Source organism: Bacillus sp. FJAT-42315, assembly GCF_002797375.1.
In the GTDB taxonomy this organism is placed as follows: Bacteria; Bacillota; Bacilli; order Bacillales; family Domibacillaceae; genus Bacillus_CE.
In genome coordinates, this window is record NZ_KZ454941.1 from 3,159,760 (window position 1) to 3,182,281 (window position 22,522).

The following is a 22,522-nucleotide window of genomic DNA, read 5'->3' on the forward strand; positions in this document are numbered from 1 at the left end:
TCGATTTGTACCGTCTGTCTTGCACAATCATTACTTTACCCACTAATAGTGAAAAGACGGTGAAAAAAACTATGAAGGCTGAACGATTGGCAAACTTATTGTAAATACACTGCCTTGTCCTAAGGCGCTTTCTATTTCAATCGTACCTCCGTGGCTATCGACGATCCATTTGGCAATGGAAAGACCCAATCCATAGCCTCCTTTTGCTCTTGACCTTGATTTATCAGAGCGATAAAAACGATCAAAAATACGAGAATGCTCAGATGGATCAATGCCAATACCTGTATCCTGTACACGAATGATTAGTTTTTTCCCTTCATTCGATACAGCCAAATCAACAGTTCCTTCACTCGATGTGTATTTCATTGCATTGTCCAATAAAATATACAGCAGCTGAGCTAATCGTTCACGATCTCCGTTGACGAACAAAGAACTTGAGAAAAATGTCCGAAGATGAATTCTTTTTTCATGAGCCAACGGGCTAACGGACTCATACACTTCTTCCGCTAATGGCTGAAAATCAAACATTTCACTATTTCTCTCGATGGCACCTGAATCTGCTCGAGCCATCACTAACAAGTCACTCACTAATTTTGTCATTCGCTTCACTTCATTTTTCATATTGACGATCAATTTCCGAGTAAAAGGATCTTCATCTACGCAATCGACCATCTCTAAGGCGTTGATGGACGAAAGCATTACACTGAGTGGTGTACGTAGCTCATGAGAAGCATCCCCGACAAATTCTCGCTGACGAGCAAACGCTTCAGAAATAGGAATCATCGCTTTTTTCGCCATATGACGACTGATCACTAAAGCAACACCTAAAAACAAAATAGCCAGTCCAATCAAAATAATTAACAGCCATCTAAATAATTGGTACGCAAATGTAATATCCTTTCCAATATACAAGATGCCAATAAACTCACCTTTGTGAAAAAGAGGCATTCCATCAATCAATAGCTTGACTTCTTTCGTACTCCTTTCTCCACTTGGCCCCTCATCTAACTCGCTCCTCTCAGGAAAAGAGAACGTAAGACTTTCTTCACGAATATCATTTTTTCTCGGAATCCAGCCTTGTAATAGCTCTAATAAAGCGGAACGAGCCTCTGGAATCATTTCCTGCCCCATAATAAGCTGGCCTTTTTCATCAACAACATAATAAAAAAATTGATCAACCCCCGCTAAAACAATTGGTTGCTTCTCAAGTCCGTGTAATTCCTTGATCGTATTTTCCGCTAAATAATGACGGATGATACGAGATTCTTGCCGAGTCAATTCACTAAGTTCGCGCTTCTGGTCTTCAAGAATAATGATGTAAATTAAAGAATAAACAACGAGGACAAAAAAGAGGAGAAACAACATCATTAATCCACTGTAAGATAAAGTAAGTCGCGATCGTGTTGATGTAAAAATATCTGACTCTCGATTTTCCCGCCAAAACGTCCATTTATTTTTCAACTTTATAACCAACTCCTCTAATGCTTTGAATCATATCCTGCTGGCCAATTTGATTTAATTTTTTTCGTAACAACTTCACCGTCGCATCAATCGTCTTCGGAGCTACCTCCGCATCATACCCCCAAACCCGGTCCAATATCACTTCTCGAGGTAGGACTTGTCCTTTGTTTCGAACGAGAAAATCAAGGAGTTGAAACTCACGCGGGCTTAGCTGAATCATCTCTTTGTTATGGTGTATCATCTGGCTCGTTCGATTGAGCACCACCCCATGGATCGATTCTGTTTCTGCCACGATCGGTGCATAATTTCGACGTAACAATGCCCGTAACCTAGCCAGCAGTTCATCAATTTCAAACGGCTTCACAAGATAATCATCAGCACCAGAATCTAATCCCTCAATCCGATCCCCTACCGTATCTTTTGCTGTCAGTATTAAGATCGCACCGGAATAACCTTCTTTTCTTAGCCTCCTGCACACATCGACCCCGTCCCCATTAGGCATCATCCAATCGAGGACTAACACATCATAGTGCGAAGCGTTCGCATAATCATAAGCTTCTTCTCCTTCTTGCACCCAATCCACTGTATATCCGCCCTTTTTATTTAACATGTAGGCAACCACTTCACCTAACTGCTCATCATCTTCTGCAAAAAGAATATTCATATATAATCCCCTTTCTTTTATCATCATAATTATTATTAGTGAAAAAAGAGTAAAACGAAGCTACTGTCCCTTTTATCATATAAAGAATAACGATGATAAAGTGAAACTTCAATCAGTGGGGGGCTTCATGCCCCACTGATTGTTAGTTGAACAGATCGGGCATTTACGGACTGTTGATCTCCCGCCTACATGTCTGCGCTTTTTCTTCCCTGTTGAGGTGGGAGTCTTACAGCCCGTTAATGCGGGATAAAAAAGACATAAAAAAACGAACCCAACATAAACTCGGGTTCGTTTCTCCTAAAATATATGATTGAAATGATCAAAAAACAATTTGATGTCGAATTTTACTAGCATCTACTTTCTTGAGGCTTAGACATAGGCATCTCCCGAATGATTCCCTTTTCCGTAATAATAGCAGTAATCAAACGATGATCCGTAATATCAAAGGCAGGATTATATGTTTTCACATTCGCTGGTGCCATCGGCTGTTCATACCATTGGCTCGTAATTTCTTCTGCTTTTCTTACTTCAATTGGGATGTCAGCGCCGGTTGCACAGTTTAAATCGATCGTCGAAGTCGGTGCACACACATAAAATGGAATATCATAATGTTTCGCCAAAATCGCTAAGCCCGATGTACCAATTTTATTAGCGGTATCCCCATTAGCGGCCACTCGGTCACAGCCGACGAGTATCGCTTGCACTTTCCCTTCTTGCATCACAATCGACGCCATATTATCACAAATTAACGTGACATCAACGCCCGCTTCCTGTAACTCCCATGCCGTCAAACGGGCTCCTTGTAAAAGCGGTCTCGTTTCATCGGCATATACACTAAAATTATATCCACGCTCCTGTCCCAAATAAATCGGGGCTAAAGCCGTTCCATATTTGGCAGTAGCGATCGTGCCCGCATTGCAATGAGTGAGCAGTCCCCATCCAGGCTCCAATAAAGATAAAGCATGTTCTCCAATCGCCAAGCATACTTTCTCATCTTCCGCCCGAATTACTTCTGCTTCTTCCTTTAATCCTTGTTTCATTGCAAACACAGATTGATGTGCTTCTGCGTACAACCGCTTCTCCATCCGTTCAAGTGCCCAAAATAAATTGACCGCAGTTGGCCTTGAAGAGGCTAAATATTGCTTAACCTTGGCAAATTCTTCAGCTAGCTCAGCAAAAGAAGCCGCTTCCGACTTTTTCACCCCTAAATAAGCACCGTAAGCGGCAGCAATCCCAATGGCTGGCGCTCCTCTCACTTTCAAATGATAAATCGCATCCCAAATCTCTTCTACAGTAGCTAGTCGCAAAAACACCTTTTCATTCGGCAAAAGTGTCTGGTCAAGCAAAACTAGACAACTATGTTCATCATCGAGCCGCACGGACTGAATCGCTTCCATGACCCTCTACCCCCTTCACGCTATGTTGCAAAATCTGAACAAAATCGTCTCCTGTTCGAATCGTTGAACGTTCTAAAATAAACGTTTTCCCAGCTGTTAAACAAATTTTCTCTGCTGCTGTGCGCTGCTCGACATTCGTAATGGACGTCAAATCCTTCACATGAGCTATACCGATCACTCGGCGACACAGCTCAAGTCCAACGACAGCCGCAGTGTCTTCAAGAATGGAATCGAGATACGATTCTTTAAACCCAGCAAGAGTAGCGGTTTGTTCCGTTGCTTTTTCATCCCAAAGCTGAAGAAATTTCTCTGAAAACAACTGAATCACTTCGGTAATCGTCTCCTCTAAATATCGCAAATAATCCAATTGTTGCTTAGTTTCTTCTATTATATATTTCGCATTGATATGAGCAAAAATCAAATTCGCTACTACGTTGCCGATATCATAGCCAGCTGGCCCATAGAACGCAAACTCCGGATCAATGATTTTCGTTGAATCCTCTTTCACAAAGATCGAGCCTGTATGCAAATCTCCATGAAGCAATGATTGAGATTTCGTCATAAAATCAAACTTTAGCTTCGCTGTTTCTAATCGTAGCCGTTTATCATTCCAAATCTCTTCTCGAACGAATTCCTTTGTTCCTTCAAATACATCATTTTGCTCACAATCATAAAACGGCTCTGTATAGACTAAATCTTCTGTTATTTCACATAACTCAGGGTTCGTAAATTGCTGGACAAGTGCCTTTTTCTTTTTATGCTCTAACACGACATCAGATGTTAACAGCAAAGTCCGAACTAGAAATGTTGTAATATGGTCCGCAAACAAAGGAAACTTCCGCCCTTTTAACAACGCCGAACGCAAAATTTCATGATCAGACAAATCATCCATCACGCAGCAATTCATCACAGGGTCGTATGAATATACCTTTGGCACCAATCCTGATGCCAACTCTCCTTGTAACGTCAAAATTTCACTTTCAATGCGATTGCGATCAGGTGAGAGCTTAAAGACATCTGAAATACGTGCCACTGGCCCTGCTTGCTTAATAATAACCGACTGCCCACTTTTTTGGTCGACAACTCGAAAGACATAATTTAAATTGCCGTCCCCAATTTCCTGACACGTTAACTCTGCATCCTCGGAAAAAATATTCAGCTTACTTTGTGCATATTGTAATGCATCTTCTTCATTCATTGTAAAATAAGCAGACGTAAAATCTTTCACCTACATCCCCTCCCATTACCGCTTTTTATAATAAGTAAGTCCTAAAGCAAATACTAAAACCGCTCCTTTTACAATATCCATCGCATAGTAAGGAACAGAGATCATCACTAAGCCATTTTGCAAAATCCCAATAAGGACAGCACCAATAAAGGTACCAATGGCATTCGGCTTTCCTGCTCCAAAAACGGCAAAACCGATAAATGTAGCGGCCACCGCATCCATTAAATAAGGAGCTCCCGCATTAATTTCCGCCGTCATTACTCGAGCTGATAACACCATTCCACCGACTGCTGCACATATAGCCGACAATAAGTAAGCCATCATTTTATATTTATTCACAGCGATCCCAGACAGTCGTGCTGCTTCCTGATTGCCACCGATCATATACATGAAACGGCCATGCTTCGTATACGTTAAAAACAGATGAACAAGAAAAACGACCACAAACATGACAACAATGATCCAAGGGACTTGCCCCATTTTTTCAAAGATGGGACTGATCGTTCCTGTCGCAAACGTTCCATCTGGCATCACCATGTTTTGCGTAACGGTTGCTCCTTTCGTATACGTCAAAGCCACCCCTTGAATAATAAACATCATCGCTAGCGTCGCGAGCATATCTGGAATTTTAAATTTAATAATGAATAATGAATTAAGTGCGCCGATTACTAGTGCAGCCGCAAGAACAGCGAGAATGGCGATCACAATATTTTGCGAATACCAGACAAACATTGAAATGGCCACTGCATTAGCTAATGATGCTGTTGATCCCACGGACAAATCAAATCCATTAATCGCTAAAGAAATCGTCACGCCGATTGCAATGATCGTGACAATCGAGATTGAACGTAAAATATTGATCAAATTGTCCGCTTCAATGAATGCAGGATTGGCCCATGTAAACATCGCGATCAAAAGTCCGATTGTTACGATCGTTCCATATTTATATAGCCAGTCAAACAGCTGAAACGACGGTTTCACTGGCTGATTCTCCGCTAAGATGGTTCGTTCTGTAGCCATCTATTTTCCTCCTGTTGAATAAAATAAAATCTCTGCCTCATTCGTCGCAGCGGTGTCTAGTTCTTTCACCACTTCTCCGTCATAAACGACATATACCCGATCCGTCATACCGAGAATATCGTCTAATTCACTGGAGGCATAAATAATCCCTTTGCCTTCGTTAGCGAGCCGAGCGATCAGATCGAAAATTTCTCTTTTCGCTCCCACATCGACGCCCTTCGTCGGTTCATCAAACACATACACCTCGGCCTCTCCCATCAGCCACTTGCCAATCACCACTTTTTGCTGATTACCTCCAGATAAGTGCTCGACTTTCGCTTCAGCAGATGGTGTCACAATGTTTAGCTGTTCGATCATATGTTCAGCGGCTCTCTTTTCTGCCCGACGATCCATCCAGCCAAACAAACGAGAAAAGCGGCTGACGTTAGCTATACTAAGATTTGTCGTCACGGATTCACCCGTGACGATTCCCTCTTTTCTTCGTTCTTCCGGCACGAGCACAAGCCCATGACTCACTGCCTTTGCAGGAGAAGAGATGTTCACCTTTTTGCCGTATAGCTTAATGTCACCAGTTGTTTGCGAGGATGCGCCGAACAATGCCTGACAAATTTCTGTCTTTCCCGCACCAACTAAGCCTGAAATTCCGACAATTTCACCTTTACTTACGTGTATACTGAGATTTTTAACGACACGTTCGTCCGATAATCCACTAACCTGTAGGATTGGTTCACCAATGTTCGCACGCGACTTCGGATATTGTTCCGCCAGCTTTTTCCCCAGCATCTGTTCAATGACTTCATTTGTCGACGTGTCTTCCACGCATTTTGTCATCATCCATGAGCCATTTCTCATCACCGTAATTTCTTCACATATCTCAAATAACTCTGGCAAGCGATGGGAGATAAAAATAATAGCTACTCCTTGCTGCTTTAACAAGCGGATTAACTGGAACAATTCTTCCGTTTCCGCATGACTTAAAGGTGCGGTCGGTTCATCTAAAATTAAACAGCGGCAATCATCAGAAATCGCTTTAGCAATAAGCACCATTTGCTTTTCGGCAAGCGTCAATTGATCGATGCGCTTATCTGTCGGGATAAAAACTTGCAAGCTTGCTAGTATATCAGCTGCTTGTTTGTGGGTCGTTTTCCAATTGATCCATAATCTTTGCCCAATCCGCTCCTGCATAATATTTTCAGCAACCGTTAAATAAGGAATAAGGGCCGCATCCACTTCTTGATAGACCATTTGAATACCTTGTTGCTTCGCTTCTTTCGGCGAGCGAATATTAACCTTCTTTCCATCAATGAAAATCTCGCCACGATAATGATCATAAGCACCCGAGAGTACTTTCATCAACGTGGATTTTCCCGCTCCATTCGCTCCAATTAACGCATGAGCCTTTCCTTTTTCTATCGTTACGTCCACATCTTTCAAAGCCGCCACACCAGGAAAATCAATGGAGATATTTTTTAACTCAATCATTTTTTATAATGTTCCTTCAATGTCTTCATCCACTCTTCTTCAAACTCTGTCGATTCTCCCCAACCGGATACAACAGTTGATAAGTTTTCCATGTTAATTGGTGTTTTTGATGAAGAGAGCTCTTTTTGTGAAATTAAATTCGCATCTAATGCATATTGTTGCGGCGTTTCTTCCCCAGCTAACTTCTTCGCTAAAATTCTCATATCAATTTTGCCGATTAGTGCTGGATCAACAGCCGCTGTATATGTCCAAGGGCTTCCTTTTTCCTGCATTACTTGTAAATCGGCATTGGATACATCAATCCCGTAAATCTTTACTTCATTGCGACCTGCTTCTTTCAGTGCACGCGTAGCTCCGATCGCAAAAGCATCCCATGTAGCATAAATCGCATCAAGCTCTCCTTTTGGATATTTCTTCAACATCGCTTGTACCGCATTTTGCGTTTGTACCGATGTATCAGCCGCGGCTACACCAAAGCGCTCCACTTCTTTAATGCCTGGATTGTCTTTTAGCTTTTGCTCATAAACGGCATTGCGGCGTACCATCGGCGGGAATCCATCGACCCACAGGTAAGCAATGTTGGCTTTTCCGTTCGTATCTTTAATTAATTGGTCTAAACTTAATGTTGCTAATGCTTTGTCATCTTGAGAAGTTAAAGTGACACCTTCTACCTCTTTTAACTCTTCAATTGAGTCAAATGTGACGACACTTTTCCCCTTTTCTGTAAGCTTTTTCACTGCATCAACCGTCGCCGCATCATCTCCATGAGAGAGAACGACTCCATCATAATCCTGATTCGCGGCTTGAGCGATCGCATCATGAAACTTCGCCGTATCCCCATTAGCGGTAAATACATCGACCGTAAACCCGAGCGCTTCTCCTTCCTGCTTCGCACCAGCTAAAAATTGAGCGGTATGATCATCACCACCAATTTTGCGAATCACTTTCACTTTGACGTCCTCTCCATTAGCAAAACGCTCCGGGACATTTTCAATTTTTTCATTTTTCTTCTCTGATGAAGCACCTTGCTCACTCGTTGAACATCCCGTTAACAACAATGTCAACGCTACACTCGAAACAGCTAACTTTTTAACCCACTTTTTCATAAAATATCCTCCAATTCAAACAATATATTATTCGACAAATTCCGGGGAGTGACAGGCACCTAGTAAACCGGGACCCAGCCTTCTTCTGTGACGAAGATGCGAACAGCGACTACTTGGCGGTCTTCAGCGAGTGTGAAGTAGTGACGGACTCCTTCTGGTACGGAGATGAGGTCGCCTGGGTTCAAATGCACTTCAAAAAATTGGCCATTTTTCGCTTGAATCACGAAGACGCCATGGCCGCTCGCAATAAAGCGTACTTCGTCATCCGTATGATGATGCTCGCGCTGAAAGTTTTTCAATAGCTCTTCAAGATTAGGTGTATGTTCAGCGAGCGAAATCACATCCCATGCTTGGTAGCCTCGTCTAGCTGAAATATCTTGAATTTCCGCTTCAAATGCTTGTAAAATCGTTTGCTTTTCTTCTTCATTCAACACGAACTTTCCTTGTAATCCAGCTGGTAATTTCGAAATATCCCAGTGCTCATAAATTACATCCTGCTGTTGTAAAAAGGAAATCACTTCCTCTTGATTATCAATCACTTCATTCGTTTCTTGAATTGTAATAATGGTCATTTCGACTCCTCCTATTTTCAATATTGGGAATTTTAAAAAATTAACAAAGACTCGCTTTCGCTTGAATAAGCGCCAGTTGATATTGAAATAAAAACTCACATGCTTCGAGCACTTTCTTCGCTTCCAAGCTATCTTGGCCCCAGACGGTAATACCATGGTTTCGAATTAACACCGCCCCCTTTTCTTCATTGACAAAAGGGACCATCGCAGCCGCTAAAGTCGGGATATCCGCATAGTTAGGGATAATGGGAATCGGCCATTTCGCATCCTCTTCCCAGCGGCCAAATGCCTTGATCAACTCTTGACCTTGAAACACTATTTTTCCCTGATCCCCATACAGTTCAGAAATCACATTATTGGCTACTGTATGTACATGCAAGCTACAGCCAGCATTCGTTCGGCGGTAAATTTCACAGTGTAAAAGCGTTTCCGCTGACGGCTTCAAACTCGTCTCCCCTACTGGATTCCCTTCGCCATCGACAAGTAAGAAATCTTCACTCGTTTTTTTGCGCTTATCTTTACCGCTAGCAGTCACAAGAAATTGGATGGGATCGTCTTGAACCTTGATAGCTAAATTCCCGCTCGTTCCCATAAACCAGTCCCGAGCGGCCAGTTCCTCTTTAATTTCGCTCAGCTCATAAGCGCGAGTAACGAATACACTCATTTTTCCCTCACCCCTTGCAGATTTTCTAACACTTCAATACAGTCATAGAACGTTTCAAACGATTGAAACGGGATTGAAAGGGTTGTACATTTTTCCGATAAATAATCTCTCGCAATGACCGTATCAGCAATTTTAGCCGCTTGTAAGTCTGTGACTGAATCTCCGATGACAATCGTATGTACTTCTGCATTTGCCAGTTGGCGAATAATTGTTGGCTTGCAGCAGCCGCAATTTTGATTCGGGCACTGATCATCACACACATGAGGCCATTGAATCTGAATCGCCTCTCCGCTAAAATCCGCTTCATTGCAATATACGCCGGCAATCGAATCAAAAGACTCTAGCATCGGTTTGACGAAAAAATCAATGCCACCACTGACGATATAAAGTGGGATTCCTTGGTGTTTCGCATACTGAACAAAGTCAGAAAAGCCTTCTCTAATTTCCGCCGTCTCTAATACAAAGTCGATAATGTCTTGCTGTAAAGAAGAAGGCAATAGCTCAAACATTTGGCCGACTCCATCTTGAATACTGATCTTCTGAGCTAGAATCTCATTCTTCAATCTCTCACATTCAGGAGGAGCAAAACGCTCCATAATGCTCGCAATATTATCTTTTTTCGTTACCGTTCCATCAAAGTCACAAAAAATAATTGGCTGTTTCAAGATGTCGTACCGTCCTTCCATCCCCATAATCGAATTGCTTCTTGTAATTCAACGCTAGCTGTCGCTTCAGGTAATGGAATCCCTACTTGCACCGCTTCCACCGCTTGACGAAAAGCTCGGCCGCCACCTTTTGCACCTAATGGGTGTCCGTGTACTCCTCCACCTGCATTAATGACACAGTCTTTACCAAAATCATTGACTAACAGTGGCACAAGCCCCGGATGAATACCTGCTGATGGGACTGGGAATGTTGATTTTAAAGAAGACTCCTGAGTTAACGCTTCTTTCACTTTTAGGACTTTCTCTTTTTCTAACGCTACGCTTCCATAAGGCGATGGAAACAAGGAAAAATCCGCTCCAGCAAGTCTTGTTAATGTGCCTAACAATAAAGAATAAGAGAGGCCGTATCTTTCTGAAGCAGCGATCGCACCGCTAAAGGCTGGGTGAGCCATAATTGGCAAAGCGATTTCGTCATCTTCACGCAAGCTTTGTAGCACATCTAAGCCATAAGTGAAAACGTTAAACAACAGAATGTCAGCCCCTAGCTCTTTTGCTCTCCTTGCTTTCTCCTTTAATTCAAACGTGCGTCCAGTTAAATTGACCGCATACAATGTTCGATGTCCTGTTTCCTCGTATACTTGATGGAGAAGCTGTTTTCCTTCTGTTACTCTTTTTTCAAATGGAGTCAGCTCATTGTCAAAAAGAATTTCATCATCTTTCACAAGGTCGACACCGCCCAGCGCCTGTTCTCGCAATTGGTCGAGCAAGTAATTCATATCCCGACCGATCACTCCTTTAAAGATGCTCATCACTAATGGCCGATCGTAAATATTCAGTTGTTCACGAATACCGCTAATGCCAAATCGAGGGCCCGGAAAATCAACTAACAGCTCATTGTCTAACTTTAAGTCGATTAATTTCACTTGGCCGTCTAATGATAATTTTCCAAAGGTCGTCGTTAATACTGCCGGAAGATCCGTTGAAAAGTTCGCTCGTGGAAAATGAATATCAATTTCCGCTATTGTTTTTCCTGAAGCGTCTTCTCCAATTTCCTTGATTTCTCTAACATGGCCCTTATGTTTTTTTAGTTGCTCCTGTTCAAGCAGTGGCAGCTCCGTCCAAGAACCAACTGTTAACCCGAGCGCGATGCCTTCTGCTTTTTTCGGTAAACTCGCTTGATCCGCAATGACTTGATAAACAGCTGTGACTCCACTCATCTTTTTTCACCTCACATTTTTTCAATCCCGTATGTGTATACAATAAAAAAACCTCTTCAAATAAGAAGAGGTTTCCGAAAAAACAACTTCTTATCTGTCAACATATCTGTTGTGAGAATTAGCACCGTGCTCGTAACGAGTCGGTTGCCGGGCTTCATCGGGCTCATCCCTCCGCCTGCTCTTGATAAGAATCATTGTATTAAATTTGCATATCTCATAGATTAACTAGGATTATGCCATGCTCTTAACAAACTGTCAACAAAATTTTAAAAAAACAGAAAAATTACCCTTCGACAAAATCTAAGAAATTCCGGGGAGTGACAGGCACCTGTCGATATGTACAAATCATACACATAAGTTTGACAATACATAAACAGTTTGATAAAAATGACTCATATAGCCTTATTTCATAGGAGGACAAAATTCGAGGAGTGACAGGCACTTGGGTATATTAGCTGGAATCGTTTCTGGTATTTTTCTTGGATTGTTTTTGAAGGTGATTGAGGTTGGTTTAGGGATTAAGGTGTATACGTTGCTTATGAATGTGGACTATATTCCGGTGATTAAGAAGGTTGCCTTACCTGAGCTAGTTGAGTTCTCACTTCATCTGATTGTGTCGGTTGTTTTAGCTATGACTCTTGCATACGTTGTGAAAAAGGAGCAATGGACGAATGAACAAATCATGATTCGAACGGTTACCATTTGTTTTTTAATCGGCGTGTTGCTTTATCCAACAACGATATTGTCTGATCGAACACCTTCGATTACATCACTATCAGCGATTTTTTATTGGTTAGTTGGGCACGCCTTATATGGAGTAGTACTAGGTCGATTTTATATAAAACAATAATTCAAAATAAGCTGTCATGCATCCACTATATGACAGCTTATTTTTGACACAAAGCCTCACTTTCAATATGCTGAAAATAAAATACCTATCGACAAAATCCGAGGAGTGACAGACACCTTGATATGTTATAATATTCTGACAAAGGGAGGGAGAAATGTGATTGAACAAGTGGTCAAGTCGATTCAAGATGATTATCCAGATGATTTTGCTTGGTGTTATGGTTGTGGTCGTTTAAATGAAGAGGGGCATCATTTTCGCACAGGTTGGGATGGTGAACGAACGAAAACCGTTTATACGCCTCGCCCTGAACACACAGCGATTCCAGGGTTTGTGTATGGTGGGTTAGTAGCGTCGTTAATTGATTGTCACGGAACGGGATCAGCTGCTTTAGCTTTACATCGAAAAAATGGACATGAAGTTGGAGATGGCACACCTCCTCCACGTTTTGTGACAGCTTCACTCAATGTGAATTTCTTAAAGCCGACTCCACAAGACGTACCGTTAGTCGCGATCGGGTCAGTGACAGAAATTCATCCGAAGAAATGGAAAGTCGAAACAGAAGTATTTGCCGGGGATATTCTTTGTGCTCGCGGAGAAGTAACAGCTGTTGTGATGCCAAGTACTTTCGCGAAAAAAGACTGAGCATTCGCTCAACACTCAAAAAGACGAAAGTTATCTTTCACAGGTGGCTTTCGTCTTTTTGAAGTTGTTTTATTCGACAAAAATCGAGGAGTGACAGGCACTCTCAAGAGGAGCCGGCTTGCCGAAATAATATCCTTGAAAGTAGTCGCATTCAAGGTCTTTTAAGCATGCCACTTGTTCAGCTGTTTCCACGCCTTCTGCAATGACATGAAAACCTAGTTCGTGAGCGACTTGAATGGTCGCATCGACAATCGCCCGACTTTTGGAAGAATTCGTTATGTCTTGAATAAAGCTTCTATCAATTTTTACAGACGTAATCGGTAAGTTTTTCAAATATTGAAGACTAGAATACCCTGTTCCGTAATCATCAAGCTCTACTTCCATCCCTACATCTTTAAACTGCTTAATGAGATAAATAACAATATCTGGATCTTTAATTGCTACACTTTCCGTAATTTCAAGCTTAATAAAAGAAGGGTCGATCTTATATTTTCTACATAGACTTTGAATGTTCGTAAATAAGTGATCATCAAAAAATTGCTTCATGGACAAATTGAAGCCAACTTTCACTGGTTTTTGTAGAGATTGTTGTAGTTTCGGCAGATCTTGAAGAACTATGTCGAATAATAAATAACCTAGCGGAATAATCAATCCTGTTTCTTCTGCTATTGGAATAAATTCATCAGGAGGAACAAACCCCAATGTTTCAGAATTCCAACGTACGAGAGCTTCAAAGCTTTCTAGTTCACCATTTTTATTAAATTGCGGCTGATAATGCACTTGAAAGCACTGATTTTGAATCGAATGATGCAAACAATTTTTGATTTCAAATTTACGATTAATATTGATCGTCATGCTACTATCAAATGAGATAAATTGATTTTTCCCTTTCGATTTAGCTAATTTCACTGCATGAAAAGCTGTTTGCATTAAATCTTCAAAGGTTTCTCCATAGGTCGGATAATGAGTAACTCCTATACTGAGCGTCATATAATAAAAGGACTGCTTGTACGTAATAGGCTCTTCAAACACTTGATAAATGCTTTCAATCACCTCTTCTACTTCACCATAAGCAGGATCGAGAAGTACAGCAAATTCATCCCCATGTATTCGAGTGATAACCTCGTTGTCATTTGGAATGATTTCTCGCAACCGTTCACCGACAATTTTAAGAATTTCATTTGAGTGCTGTACACCTAGACTTTCATTAATCCGTTTAAAGTCATCAATGTTAATATACAAAAGGTAAAATTCTTCACCTATATGCATTCGCTTCTTTACCACTTGCTCAAAGTAATTAGCATTGTGTAAACCCGTCACCGGATCTTCAAGCGTCTTTTTCAACAATGTTTCTTCAAGGTTCTTTTTCTCGGTAATATCATTTCGAATAGCGATAAACTGATACAGCTCTCCTTCTGTGTCTCGAAAAGGAACAATCGTTGTATCTACCCAATAATACGATCCATCCTTCGCACGATTTCGAACTTCTCCACTCCATATGTCTCCTTTACAAATGGTGCGCCACATATCTTCAAAAAATAAATCATCATGATAATTGGAATTAACCATTTGATGCGTTTTGCCTAACAGCTCATGAGATTCATATTGTGAAATTTCACAGAATTTATCATTAACGAACGTAATTATACCGTTTCGATCAGTGATTGCTATAATAGATTTCTGATTCAACGCATGTAAAATATCAAATACTTCTTTATACGTATGCTGCAACTGTGCACCTCCCCCATCAATAGGAGTAGTTTTTTTCATAAAACGATTTCCCATGCCATTATACCATGAAAAAATACCCAACAACATGATCAGCTATGCAAAAAGCATGTGGAATACACTCACTGAAAATATTGATCCTTTCGACATTTTTCGATAATTTTCAGTGAGTGACAGGCAGCTCTTTGTCGATTTTTTTTGCTTTACAAGTTTTCAGGATCGGACTAGAATGACATCAATCTTAATTTTTTGTTAAGAAATTTTTCCAATTCGCTGAGTTCTGCATGAAGATCATGAGAAACGGGGGAACCAATAAACACTGGGGTGAATCTCAAGCAATTGAGTAGGGCAACTCTTGCTGTCCGAATCCGTCAGCTAACCTCGTAAGCGTTGTGAGAGGGAGATGGTGAGCATTTGGTAAACAAACTAAACAATTAAATCATGAAACGTATGCATCTATTTTGCTTAGTTCCTATTTTTTAGGAAGCGGGGGAACCAACCGTGGCTCATAAGTCACATGGGGTGAATCTCAAAACATTGAGTAGGACACTCTCAAGTCCGAATCCGTCAGCTAACCTCGTAAGCGCATTGAGAGAGGCAACACAAATTCTGTGTATTCACACGGCTTATTTTCCTATGCCGTCATAAGAAGCCACAGGAAGAGTGACCTCTTCCTGTAGGCTTCTTTTTTGTTCTCCGAAACAATTTTTAACAAAAAAGGAGTGTTTTAACTTGATGGATCTATTGATGGTCGTTGTGCTCACTACTATGTTCAGCTTGTTTTCTTTTTTTATTTCTTGGTGTCATCAAACGATCGGAGGAGATGAATCATGATGTTCGCTGCCTTTGTAACTATTTGTCTATTATTTTTTCTACTTTATGTGCTTATTCACCCGGAAAAGTTTTAAAAAATGAAGGAGGATTCCATCCATGGATTTATTGCAAATAAGCGTTGTATTGGTTTTGCTTTTATTGCTTGTCAAACCGCTAGGAACGTATATCTATCATGTGTTCTCTGGCCAATCCAATGCTTCAGATAAACTATTTCGACCGATTGAAAATCTTATTTTTTCAATCAGTGGATTAAAAGAACGATCAAATATGTCAGCGAAAAAGTACACTCTCGCGTTGATCTTAACAAACGTCATTTTCGTCGCCGTTGGCTATATAATTTTGCGATTACAAAAATACTTACCTTTCAATCCAAATAGTATTGACAGTATGGAGCCGACGTTAGCGTTTAATACCATTATTAGCTTTATGACCAATACGAACTTGCAGCATTATAGCGGTGAAACGGGGTTATCCTATTTGTCACAAATGGCCGTCATTACGATGATGATGTTCACATCAGCCGTCACAGGTATTGTCGTTGCCATCGCATTTATTCGGGGCATCACCTCCAAAGGGCAAACAATCGGGAACTTTTTTGAAGATTTTGTGAAAGGTCACACAAGATTATTAATTCCAATGGCGATGATTGTCACACTCGTTCTCGTTGGCTTAAAAGTGCCGCAAACACTAGATCCGTCCATCGAACTAACAACTCTTTCTGGTGAAAAACAAGAAATTGCCGTTGGACCGGTTGCATCTCTCGTATCCATTAAGCATTTAGGAACAAACGGTGGAGGATTTTTCGGTGTGAACTCCTCTCACCCCTTTGAAAATCCAAGCCCATTAACGAATGTACTAGAAATACTGGCGATGTGGTGTATTCCAGCCGCCTTAACGTACACTTACGGGCGATTCGCCAAAAATCAAAAGCAAGGCTGGATCATTTTTTCATCGATGGGATTGATTTTCTTAGCCTTCCTTTCACTCATTTACTTTTCAGAGAGCCAAGGAAATCCAGCTCTCGTCAATCTAGGATTAGACGGCTCTCAAGGTAGTATGGAAGGAAAAGAGATGCGATTTGGCATCGCTCAATCGGCTCTATTTAGTACCGTGACAACCGCTGCTACAACAGGCACCGTCAATAATATGCATGATACATTAACGCCTCTTGGCGGCATCACTCCTCTTTCATTAATGATGCTGAATTCGATTTTTGGAGGCGATGGCGTCGGGTTAGTCAATATGCTTATGTATGCCATCATCGCCGTGTTCATTTGTGGATTAATGGTTGGGCGAACACCTGAATTTTTAGGGAGAAAAATTCAGCCTAAAGAAATGAAGCTCATTGCAGTCGCCTTATTAGCCCATCCGATTATCATTCTTGGACCAACAGCCATTGCCTTTATGACTGAGTTAGGAAAAAGTACTATTAGTAATCCCGGTTTCCACGGGATTTCACAAGTACTCTATGAATATACTTCTGCGGCTGCCAATAATGGATCAGGCTTTGAAGGGTTAGGCGATGCCACTCCATTTTGGAACATTTCGACTGGGCTTGTGATGCTGCTTGGACGATATGTATCAATCGTCGCCTTATTAGCAATAGCTGGCTCACTAGCTCAAAAGCAACCCATCCCTGAAACGATCGGCACGTTTAAAACGGATCAACTATTATTCGCAGGACTTCTGATCGGAACCGTATTAATCGTAGGTGCTCTAACCTTTTTACCGGTACTAGCCCTTGGACCAATCGCAGAATATTTAACGATTCGCTAATTGAATGAGGTGAAAAAATAATGAAAGATGTAACACCTAAGCTAAGCTCGACTACACTGCAAAAAGCGGTTGTCGAAAGCTTTGTTAAACTAAATCCACTTATTATGATCAAAAATCCGATTCTCTTCGTCGTAGAAATTGGTGCGATATTTGTATTGTTGATGATGGTTGCTCCTTCCCTGTTTGAAGCGGAAGGACGATTCGGCTATAACTTGGCCGTATTTCTCATCCTTTTATTTACCCTGTTATTTGGTAACTTTGCAGAGGTATTAGCGGAGGGACGTGGAAAAGCACAAGCCGATAGCCTTAAACAAACGAAAAAAGATACTGTCGCTCATAAGGTACAAAAAAACGGAGACATTAAACCTGTCTCTTCTAACGATCTTCGTAAAGGCGATATCGTATTAGTAGAAGCTGGCGAATTCATTCCTGGAGACGGTGAGATTATCGAAGGGCTTGCCTCCATCGACGAATCAGCCATTACAGGGGAATCAGCTCCCGTCATTAAAGAAGCGGGTGGGGATTTTAGTTCCGTTACTGGCGGCACACGAGTGGTCAGCGATTGGGTCATGGTACGAATCACTGCCGATCCTGGCGAGTCATTTCTTGATAAAATGATTTCTCTCGTCGAAGGAGCAACCCGTCAAAAAACGCCGAATGAAATTGCGTTAAACATTTTACTCGTCACATTAACGATCATCTTTTTAATTGTCGTTGTGACACTCGTTCCGATTGCAAATTACGTGGGTATCGATTTAGAGCTTTCTACATTGATCGCCTTGCTCGTTTGCTTGATCCCAACGACGATTGGCGCCCTCTTATCAGCGATCGGGATTGCAGGAATGGATCGCGTCACACGATTTAATGTGATTGCGATGTCTGGAAAGGCTGTCGAAGCTGCAGGAGACATTAACACGATCGTTCTAGATAAAACAGGGACGATTACATTTGGAAACCGGTTAGCTGCCGACTTTCTCGCAGTTAAAAACGTCAAACAACAAATGCTGATCGATACGGCAGTCATCACTTCTTTATTCGACGAAACACCTGAAGGCCGCTCTGTATTAGAACTGGCGAAAGAAAAAGGGGCTTCATGGGAAAAATCAGCTTACGAAAAAGCAGAGATCATTCCTTTTACCGCAGAGGAACGAATGAGCGGTATCAACTTTAAAAGCAACGAATTTAGAAAAGGCTCGGTAGATGCGATCATCGACTGGGTGAAAGAAAAAGGCGGCATGATTCCAAATGATTTAAAAACGAGCGCCGATGACATCTCGAAACAAGGTGGCACGCCGTTAGCCGTTGCTAAAAACGAGCAAATTCTTGGAATCATTTATTTAAAAGACACCGTCAAACCGGGAATGAAAGAACGCTTTGATGAACTGAGAAAAATGGGTATTAAAACGATTATGTGTACAGGAGATAATCCATTAACCGCCGCCACCATCGCCAAAGAAGCGGGTGTAGACGACTTTGTCGCTGAATCAAAACCGGAAGATAAAATTAGAGTCATCCGTGAGGAGCAAGCTAAAGGAAAATTAGTCGCCATGACTGGAGATGGTACGAACGATGCCCCTGCCCTTGCTCAAGCCGATGTCGGACTTGCGATGAATAGTGGCACCATTGCGGCAAAAGAAGCGGCCAATATGGTCGACTTAGACTCCGACCCAACAAAAATCATTGAGGTCGTCTCAATCGGAAAACAGTTATTAATGACGAGAGGATCATTAACGACATTCAGTATTGCGAATGATGTAGCGAAATATTTTGCCATCATCCCAGCGATGTTTATGTTAGCGATTCCTGAAATGGAAGCATTAAATGTGATGGGATTGAATTCACCAACGAGTGCCATTTTATCTGCGCTCATCTTCAACGCCTTGATCATTCCATTATTAATTCCCTTAGCGATTAAAGGGGTCAAATATGTACCGATGTCTGCTAATCAATTAATCTCAAGAAATATTACAATCTACGGCCTCGGCGGAGTGCTTGTGCCATTTATCGGGATTAAACTGATTGATATGATGATCGGGTTGTTCATATAAGAAAATTCATGACAATATGGAGGAGTCAGCATGTTTAAAATTATTCGATTATCGCTGTTGATGATCGTTCTATGTGGAATCGCCTACCCATTAGCGATGACAGGGCTTGGTCAGCTACTATTTCCAGCGCAAGCGAACGGAAGCTTAATTGAAAATGAAAAAGGGAAAGTCGTCGGTTCTGAGCTGACAGGTCAAAAATTTGCTGAAAAAGGCTACTTTCACGGGCGAGTTTCTTCTATAGAATATGATGCTTCTGCCTCGGGTTCAAATAACTATGCACCATCAAACGCTGACATGCTCAAGCGAGTGAAGCAATCGATCGCAGACATCCAAAAAGAAGATCCTGAAATCGACCTAAAAGATATCCCTGTCGACTTAATCACGAACTCCGGCTCTGGACTCGACCCACATATCTCAGTAGCCGCAGCTAAATTTCAAGTCGATCGCATCAGTAAAGAAACAGGCATCGACGAAAATACACTAAATAAAGCCATCGACGAAACGACAGAAGCACGTAGTCTCCAACTCTTCGGAGAACCGCGAGTCAATGTCTTAAAATTAAATATCAAAATACAAGAACTAGAAAAATAAGATTAGGTCTGACTTCCATTACCTAATGGGAGTCAGATTTTTTCAAAGGGGGAATCGATTTTGAATCGCAAGTATCGTAGAAAGACACCCGAAGAGATTCTAGCGGAAATTGAGCGGCTGAAACGTGGCAAATTGAAAGTGTATATCGGCTCAGCACCTGGTGTTGGCAAAACCTATCGAATGCTTGAAGAAGCCCATGAACTAAAGAAAGAAGGAATAGATGTGGTGATTGGTTTAATCGAAACCCACAAGCGCAAAGAAACGGAACAATTAATCACCGGCTTAGAAATCATTCCAAAAAAAATGATTCACTACAAAGGCAAAGGGCTGGAGGAAATGAACAAAGATGCGATTATCGAACGAGCACCTGAAGTTGTTCTCATTGATGAGCTCGCCCACTCCAACGTCCCCACCTCCCCGAACGAAAAAAGATTTATAGACGTAGAAGAAATTTTACAACAAGGTATCCATGTCATTTCCGCTGTAAATATTCAACATTTAGAAAGCGTCCATGACATCGTCCAACAAATCACAGGTGTAAAAGTAAGAGAGCGCATCCCAGACCGTTTCCTCCATCAGGCAGACGAAATGATCCTCGTCGATGTCTCCCCCGAACTACTTATTAAAAGATTAAAGGAAGGAAAAATCTATCACTCCAGCAAAATTGAACAGTCGCTCAATCATTTTTTCACTAAAAGCAATCTAGGAGCCTTAAGAGAATTATCTCTCCGTGAATTAGCTGATGATGTCGATGACCGCCTAGGACATCATCAATCCTCCACCGGCATCAATGAAGTCATTATGGTGTGTGTCCAAAATAACGAAAGTGCTGAAAAGCTAATTCGTCGCGGGTGGCGGATTGCTAGTCGCTTAAAAACAAAGCTGCTCATTCTTCACATCTCTCGTGAAGCCTCTATGAATCGTAAACCTAACGAAAGAAAAAAGATTAAGGAATGGAAAAAGCTCGCCACCCAATTTAACGCCCACTTCATTATTGAACCACTTCATAAAAGAAACATCGCCACAGCCATTACAGACGTGGCCGTAAAAAACAACGTTACCCAATTGATCCTCGGTCAATCTGCCAGAAGCCGCTGGGAAGAGCTCATTAAAGGCTCGATCGTTGACCACATTATGAGACATTCTCATGAGATGGATATTCATATTGTGGCATGTAGTAAATGAAATGGAGCATGCCTTCAAAGCACGCTCCATTTCTTCAATTATATGTTTTCACTGAAGGCGCTTTATACGCTTGAAATTGATCCAGTAGCACTTTCGGATCAGCCTCTACTAACACCATCGAACGATGCTTCTCTTCGACAAACTGTTCTTTCACCATATGACCAAACATCGAAACGAGCGGTTCATAAAAGCCATTAATATTTAATAGACCATTCGGCTTTTGATGAATACCAATTTGCGCCCATGTGTAAATTTCAAAAAACTCTTCCAATGTCCCAGCCCCACCTGGCATCGAAATAAAGCCATCGGCAAGCTCCGCCATTTTCGCTTTTCTTTCATGCATCGAAGACACGACAATCAATTCAGTTAAATCGGGATGAGCAATTTCTCGATCCATCAGCACTTCAGGGATAACACCAATCACTTGTCCCCCTTCTGCTAACACCGTATCGGCAATCACGCCCATAATCCCAACACTTGCCCCACCATATACTAAAGCGATTCCTCGACTCGCTAATTCCTTTCCTAAAGCAATTGCTCCTTCTCTATAACTCTCGGAAGCTCCCATTCTTGATCCACAAAACACAGCTATACGTTTCATCTCTAGTTCCTCCTCTTGAATCTACTACGTCCAACATTTAACATTATACATAAAAAGCAGGAAGTGACGACATGAACAAACCTGATTCATTTTATCCAATAAAATTTTATGATTTCTTCCCAGCAACTTGTATAGAACGTTGGCTGAAACATGGAGAGAGAATTTCGTTTAAAAAAGGAGATTTTATTCAAACGCCGGATAAGTTAAGTGAACGAGTATTACTGGTAATAAGTGGCCATGCCCGGTTGTTTCATTTGAACATGAATGGAAAAGAATGCGTTTTGGGGATTGCCACCGAAGGCGATTTTATCGATTTGCTTCATGTTTTTTCCGATAGAGAGCGGCATTTATTTTCGAAGGCATTAACGGATGTAACAATCGTTTCTTTATCAAAACAAGAAGTGAAGCAGGCAGTACAGGAGACGCCTGAATTAGCGATGGCGATCATGCACTATTTAACGAATAAATTAGAAGATACGATTGAAGTGTTAGAGCAAGTCGCCTATGAAAAAGTCGAAGAACGGCTGCTGTTTCAGTTAAAAAAGCTGGCGAATCACGACGAAGCTAACGATGGTTGGGCACCGATCCCCTCCTTTGTTACACATAAAGATATCGCTGGCATGATTGCCTCTACTAGAGAAACGGTCACTTTTCTTTTGAATAAGCTAACACAAACCGGTGAAATTAAACAGTTTGATCAGCGAGTTTGGGTGCCGATTGATTTTTTTGCCTAACGTAAGGACGCTTACATACATCGTTTTTTCTCTCTGTTAGTATCTAATTTATACTAA

At 41.5% G+C, this 22,522-nt stretch carries 21 protein-coding genes and 3 riboswitches; of the genes, 8 read left to right on the forward strand and 13 right to left on the reverse strand.

Annotated elements, in window-relative coordinates:
- Window positions 1–69: 69 nt before the first annotated feature.
- From CEF22_RS15460 to CEF22_RS15510, 11 genes are all read right to left on the reverse strand, one after another.
- Window positions 70–1,461, reverse strand: coding sequence for a sensor histidine kinase (locus tag CEF22_RS15460; protein WP_232726142.1), 1,392 nt, complete (start codon window positions 1,459–1,461; stop codon window positions 70–72).
- Window positions 1,451–2,125, reverse strand: coding sequence for a response regulator transcription factor (locus tag CEF22_RS15465; RefSeq protein ID WP_095479564.1), 675 nt, complete (start codon window positions 2,123–2,125; stop codon window positions 1,451–1,453). Before CEF22_RS15465 ends, CEF22_RS15460 begins: the two co-directional genes overlap by 11 nt.
- A gap of 347 nt (window positions 2,126–2,472) precedes the next feature.
- Complete coding sequence (mtnA, locus tag CEF22_RS15470) at window positions 2,473–3,522, reverse strand: S-methyl-5-thioribose-1-phosphate isomerase (protein ID WP_100403567.1); 1,050 nt, start codon at window positions 3,520–3,522, stop codon at window positions 2,473–2,475.
- The gene (gene mtnK, locus CEF22_RS15475; protein ID WP_100403568.1) at window positions 3,491–4,750 is read right to left on the reverse strand and encodes an S-methyl-5-thioribose kinase; all 1,260 of its coding nucleotides are present in this window, start codon (window positions 4,748–4,750) and stop codon (window positions 3,491–3,493) included. Before mtnK ends, mtnA begins: the two co-directional genes overlap by 32 nt.
- A 15-nt stretch (window positions 4,751–4,765) precedes the next feature.
- Entirely contained in the window at window positions 4,766–5,770 is a 1,005-nt protein-coding gene (locus CEF22_RS15480) for an ABC transporter permease (RefSeq protein ID WP_100403569.1), read from the reverse strand.
- The gene (locus CEF22_RS15485; RefSeq protein ID WP_100403570.1) at window positions 5,771–7,252 is read right to left on the reverse strand and encodes a sugar ABC transporter ATP-binding protein; all 1,482 of its coding nucleotides are present in this window, start codon (window positions 7,250–7,252) and stop codon (window positions 5,771–5,773) included.
- Complete coding sequence (locus CEF22_RS15490) at window positions 7,249–8,358, reverse strand: sugar ABC transporter substrate-binding protein (protein ID WP_100403571.1); 1,110 nt, start codon at window positions 8,356–8,358, stop codon at window positions 7,249–7,251. Before CEF22_RS15490 ends, CEF22_RS15485 begins: the two co-directional genes overlap by 4 nt.
- A 59-nt stretch (window positions 8,359–8,417) precedes the next feature.
- Entirely contained in the window at window positions 8,418–8,930 is a 513-nt protein-coding gene (locus CEF22_RS15495) for a 1,2-dihydroxy-3-keto-5-methylthiopentene dioxygenase (RefSeq protein WP_100403572.1), read from the reverse strand.
- Window positions 8,931–8,970: 40 nt separating this feature from the next.
- Window positions 8,971–9,594 carry a methylthioribulose 1-phosphate dehydratase gene (locus CEF22_RS15500; RefSeq protein WP_100403573.1) on the reverse strand — a complete coding sequence of 208 codons (624 nt, stop codon included), beginning with the start codon at window positions 9,592–9,594 and terminating at the stop codon, window positions 8,971–8,973.
- Window positions 9,591–10,280: a 2-hydroxy-3-keto-5-methylthiopentenyl-1-phosphate phosphatase gene (locus tag CEF22_RS15505; protein WP_100404042.1), complete on the reverse strand. Its 690-nt coding sequence runs from the start codon at window positions 10,278–10,280 to the stop codon at window positions 9,591–9,593. Before CEF22_RS15505 ends, CEF22_RS15500 begins: the two co-directional genes overlap by 4 nt.
- Complete coding sequence (locus CEF22_RS15510; protein WP_100403574.1) at window positions 10,256–11,476, reverse strand: 2,3-diketo-5-methylthiopentyl-1-phosphate enolase; 1,221 nt, start codon at window positions 11,474–11,476, stop codon at window positions 10,256–10,258. Before CEF22_RS15510 ends, CEF22_RS15505 begins: the two co-directional genes overlap by 25 nt.
- Before the next feature lie 87 nt (window positions 11,477–11,563).
- Window positions 11,564–11,667: riboswitch (SAM riboswitch) on the reverse strand.
- Window positions 11,668–11,918: 251 nt separating this feature from the next.
- Between CEF22_RS15510 and CEF22_RS15515 the strand changes: the two genes are divergently transcribed.
- Together CEF22_RS15515 and CEF22_RS15520 are read left to right on the forward strand one after the other, a co-directional pair.
- Window positions 11,919–12,326 carry a hypothetical protein gene (locus tag CEF22_RS15515; RefSeq protein ID WP_100403575.1) on the forward strand — a complete coding sequence of 136 codons (408 nt, stop codon included), beginning with the start codon at window positions 11,919–11,921 and terminating at the stop codon, window positions 12,324–12,326.
- A gap of 156 nt (window positions 12,327–12,482) precedes the next feature.
- Complete coding sequence (locus tag CEF22_RS15520; RefSeq protein ID WP_095479580.1) at window positions 12,483–12,968, forward strand: PaaI family thioesterase; 486 nt, start codon at window positions 12,483–12,485, stop codon at window positions 12,966–12,968.
- A 69-nt stretch (window positions 12,969–13,037) separates the two neighbouring features.
- On the opposite strand, the gene CEF22_RS15525 is transcribed toward CEF22_RS15520, so the two are convergent.
- Window positions 13,038–14,738, reverse strand: coding sequence for a putative bifunctional diguanylate cyclase/phosphodiesterase (locus tag CEF22_RS15525; protein ID WP_198508079.1), 1,701 nt, complete (start codon window positions 14,736–14,738; stop codon window positions 13,038–13,040).
- Window positions 14,739–14,957: 219 nt separating this feature from the next.
- A riboswitch (cyclic di-AMP (ydaO/yuaA leader) is annotated at window positions 14,958–15,100 on the forward strand.
- Window positions 15,101–15,148: 48 nt separating this feature from the next.
- Window positions 15,149–15,298: riboswitch (cyclic di-AMP (ydaO/yuaA leader) on the forward strand.
- Window positions 15,299–15,529: 231 nt separating this feature from the next.
- On the opposite strand from CEF22_RS15525, the gene CEF22_RS19175 reads away from it, so the two are divergent.
- From CEF22_RS19175 to kdpDN, 5 genes are read left to right on the forward strand one after another with little or no spacing between them, the layout of a single operon-like run.
- The gene (locus tag CEF22_RS19175) at window positions 15,530–15,604 is read left to right on the forward strand and encodes a potassium-transporting ATPase subunit F (protein ID WP_442857413.1); all 75 of its coding nucleotides are present in this window, start codon (window positions 15,530–15,532) and stop codon (window positions 15,602–15,604) included.
- Between the two features lie 22 nt (window positions 15,605–15,626).
- The gene (kdpA, locus tag CEF22_RS15535; protein WP_100403577.1) at window positions 15,627–17,306 is read left to right on the forward strand and encodes a potassium-transporting ATPase subunit KdpA; all 1,680 of its coding nucleotides are present in this window, start codon (window positions 15,627–15,629) and stop codon (window positions 17,304–17,306) included.
- 20 nt (window positions 17,307–17,326) lie between these two features.
- On the forward strand, window positions 17,327–19,354 hold the full coding sequence (kdpB, locus tag CEF22_RS15540; RefSeq protein WP_100403578.1) for a potassium-transporting ATPase subunit KdpB: 2,028 nt from the start codon (window positions 17,327–17,329) through the stop codon (window positions 19,352–19,354).
- 30 nt (window positions 19,355–19,384) lie between these two features.
- Window positions 19,385–19,945 (forward strand): potassium-transporting ATPase subunit KdpC, encoded by a 561-nt coding sequence (gene kdpC / locus CEF22_RS15545; RefSeq protein ID WP_100403579.1) that lies wholly within the window; start codon window positions 19,385–19,387, stop codon window positions 19,943–19,945.
- A gap of 57 nt (window positions 19,946–20,002) precedes the next feature.
- Entirely contained in the window at window positions 20,003–21,130 is a 1,128-nt protein-coding gene (gene kdpDN, locus CEF22_RS15550; protein WP_442857414.1) for a KdpD-like non-kinase potassium sensor, read from the forward strand.
- A gap of 34 nt (window positions 21,131–21,164) precedes the next feature.
- Here kdpDN and CEF22_RS15555 read toward each other — a convergent pair whose 3' ends face one another.
- Entirely contained in the window at window positions 21,165–21,731 is a 567-nt protein-coding gene (locus CEF22_RS15555) for an LOG family protein (RefSeq protein ID WP_100403581.1), read from the reverse strand.
- A 71-nt stretch (window positions 21,732–21,802) separates the two neighbouring features.
- Between CEF22_RS15555 and CEF22_RS15560 the strand changes: the two genes are divergently transcribed.
- Window positions 21,803–22,465: a Crp/Fnr family transcriptional regulator gene (locus tag CEF22_RS15560; RefSeq protein WP_100403582.1), complete on the forward strand. Its 663-nt coding sequence runs from the start codon at window positions 21,803–21,805 to the stop codon at window positions 22,463–22,465.
- Window positions 22,466–22,522: the final 57 nt, after the last annotated feature.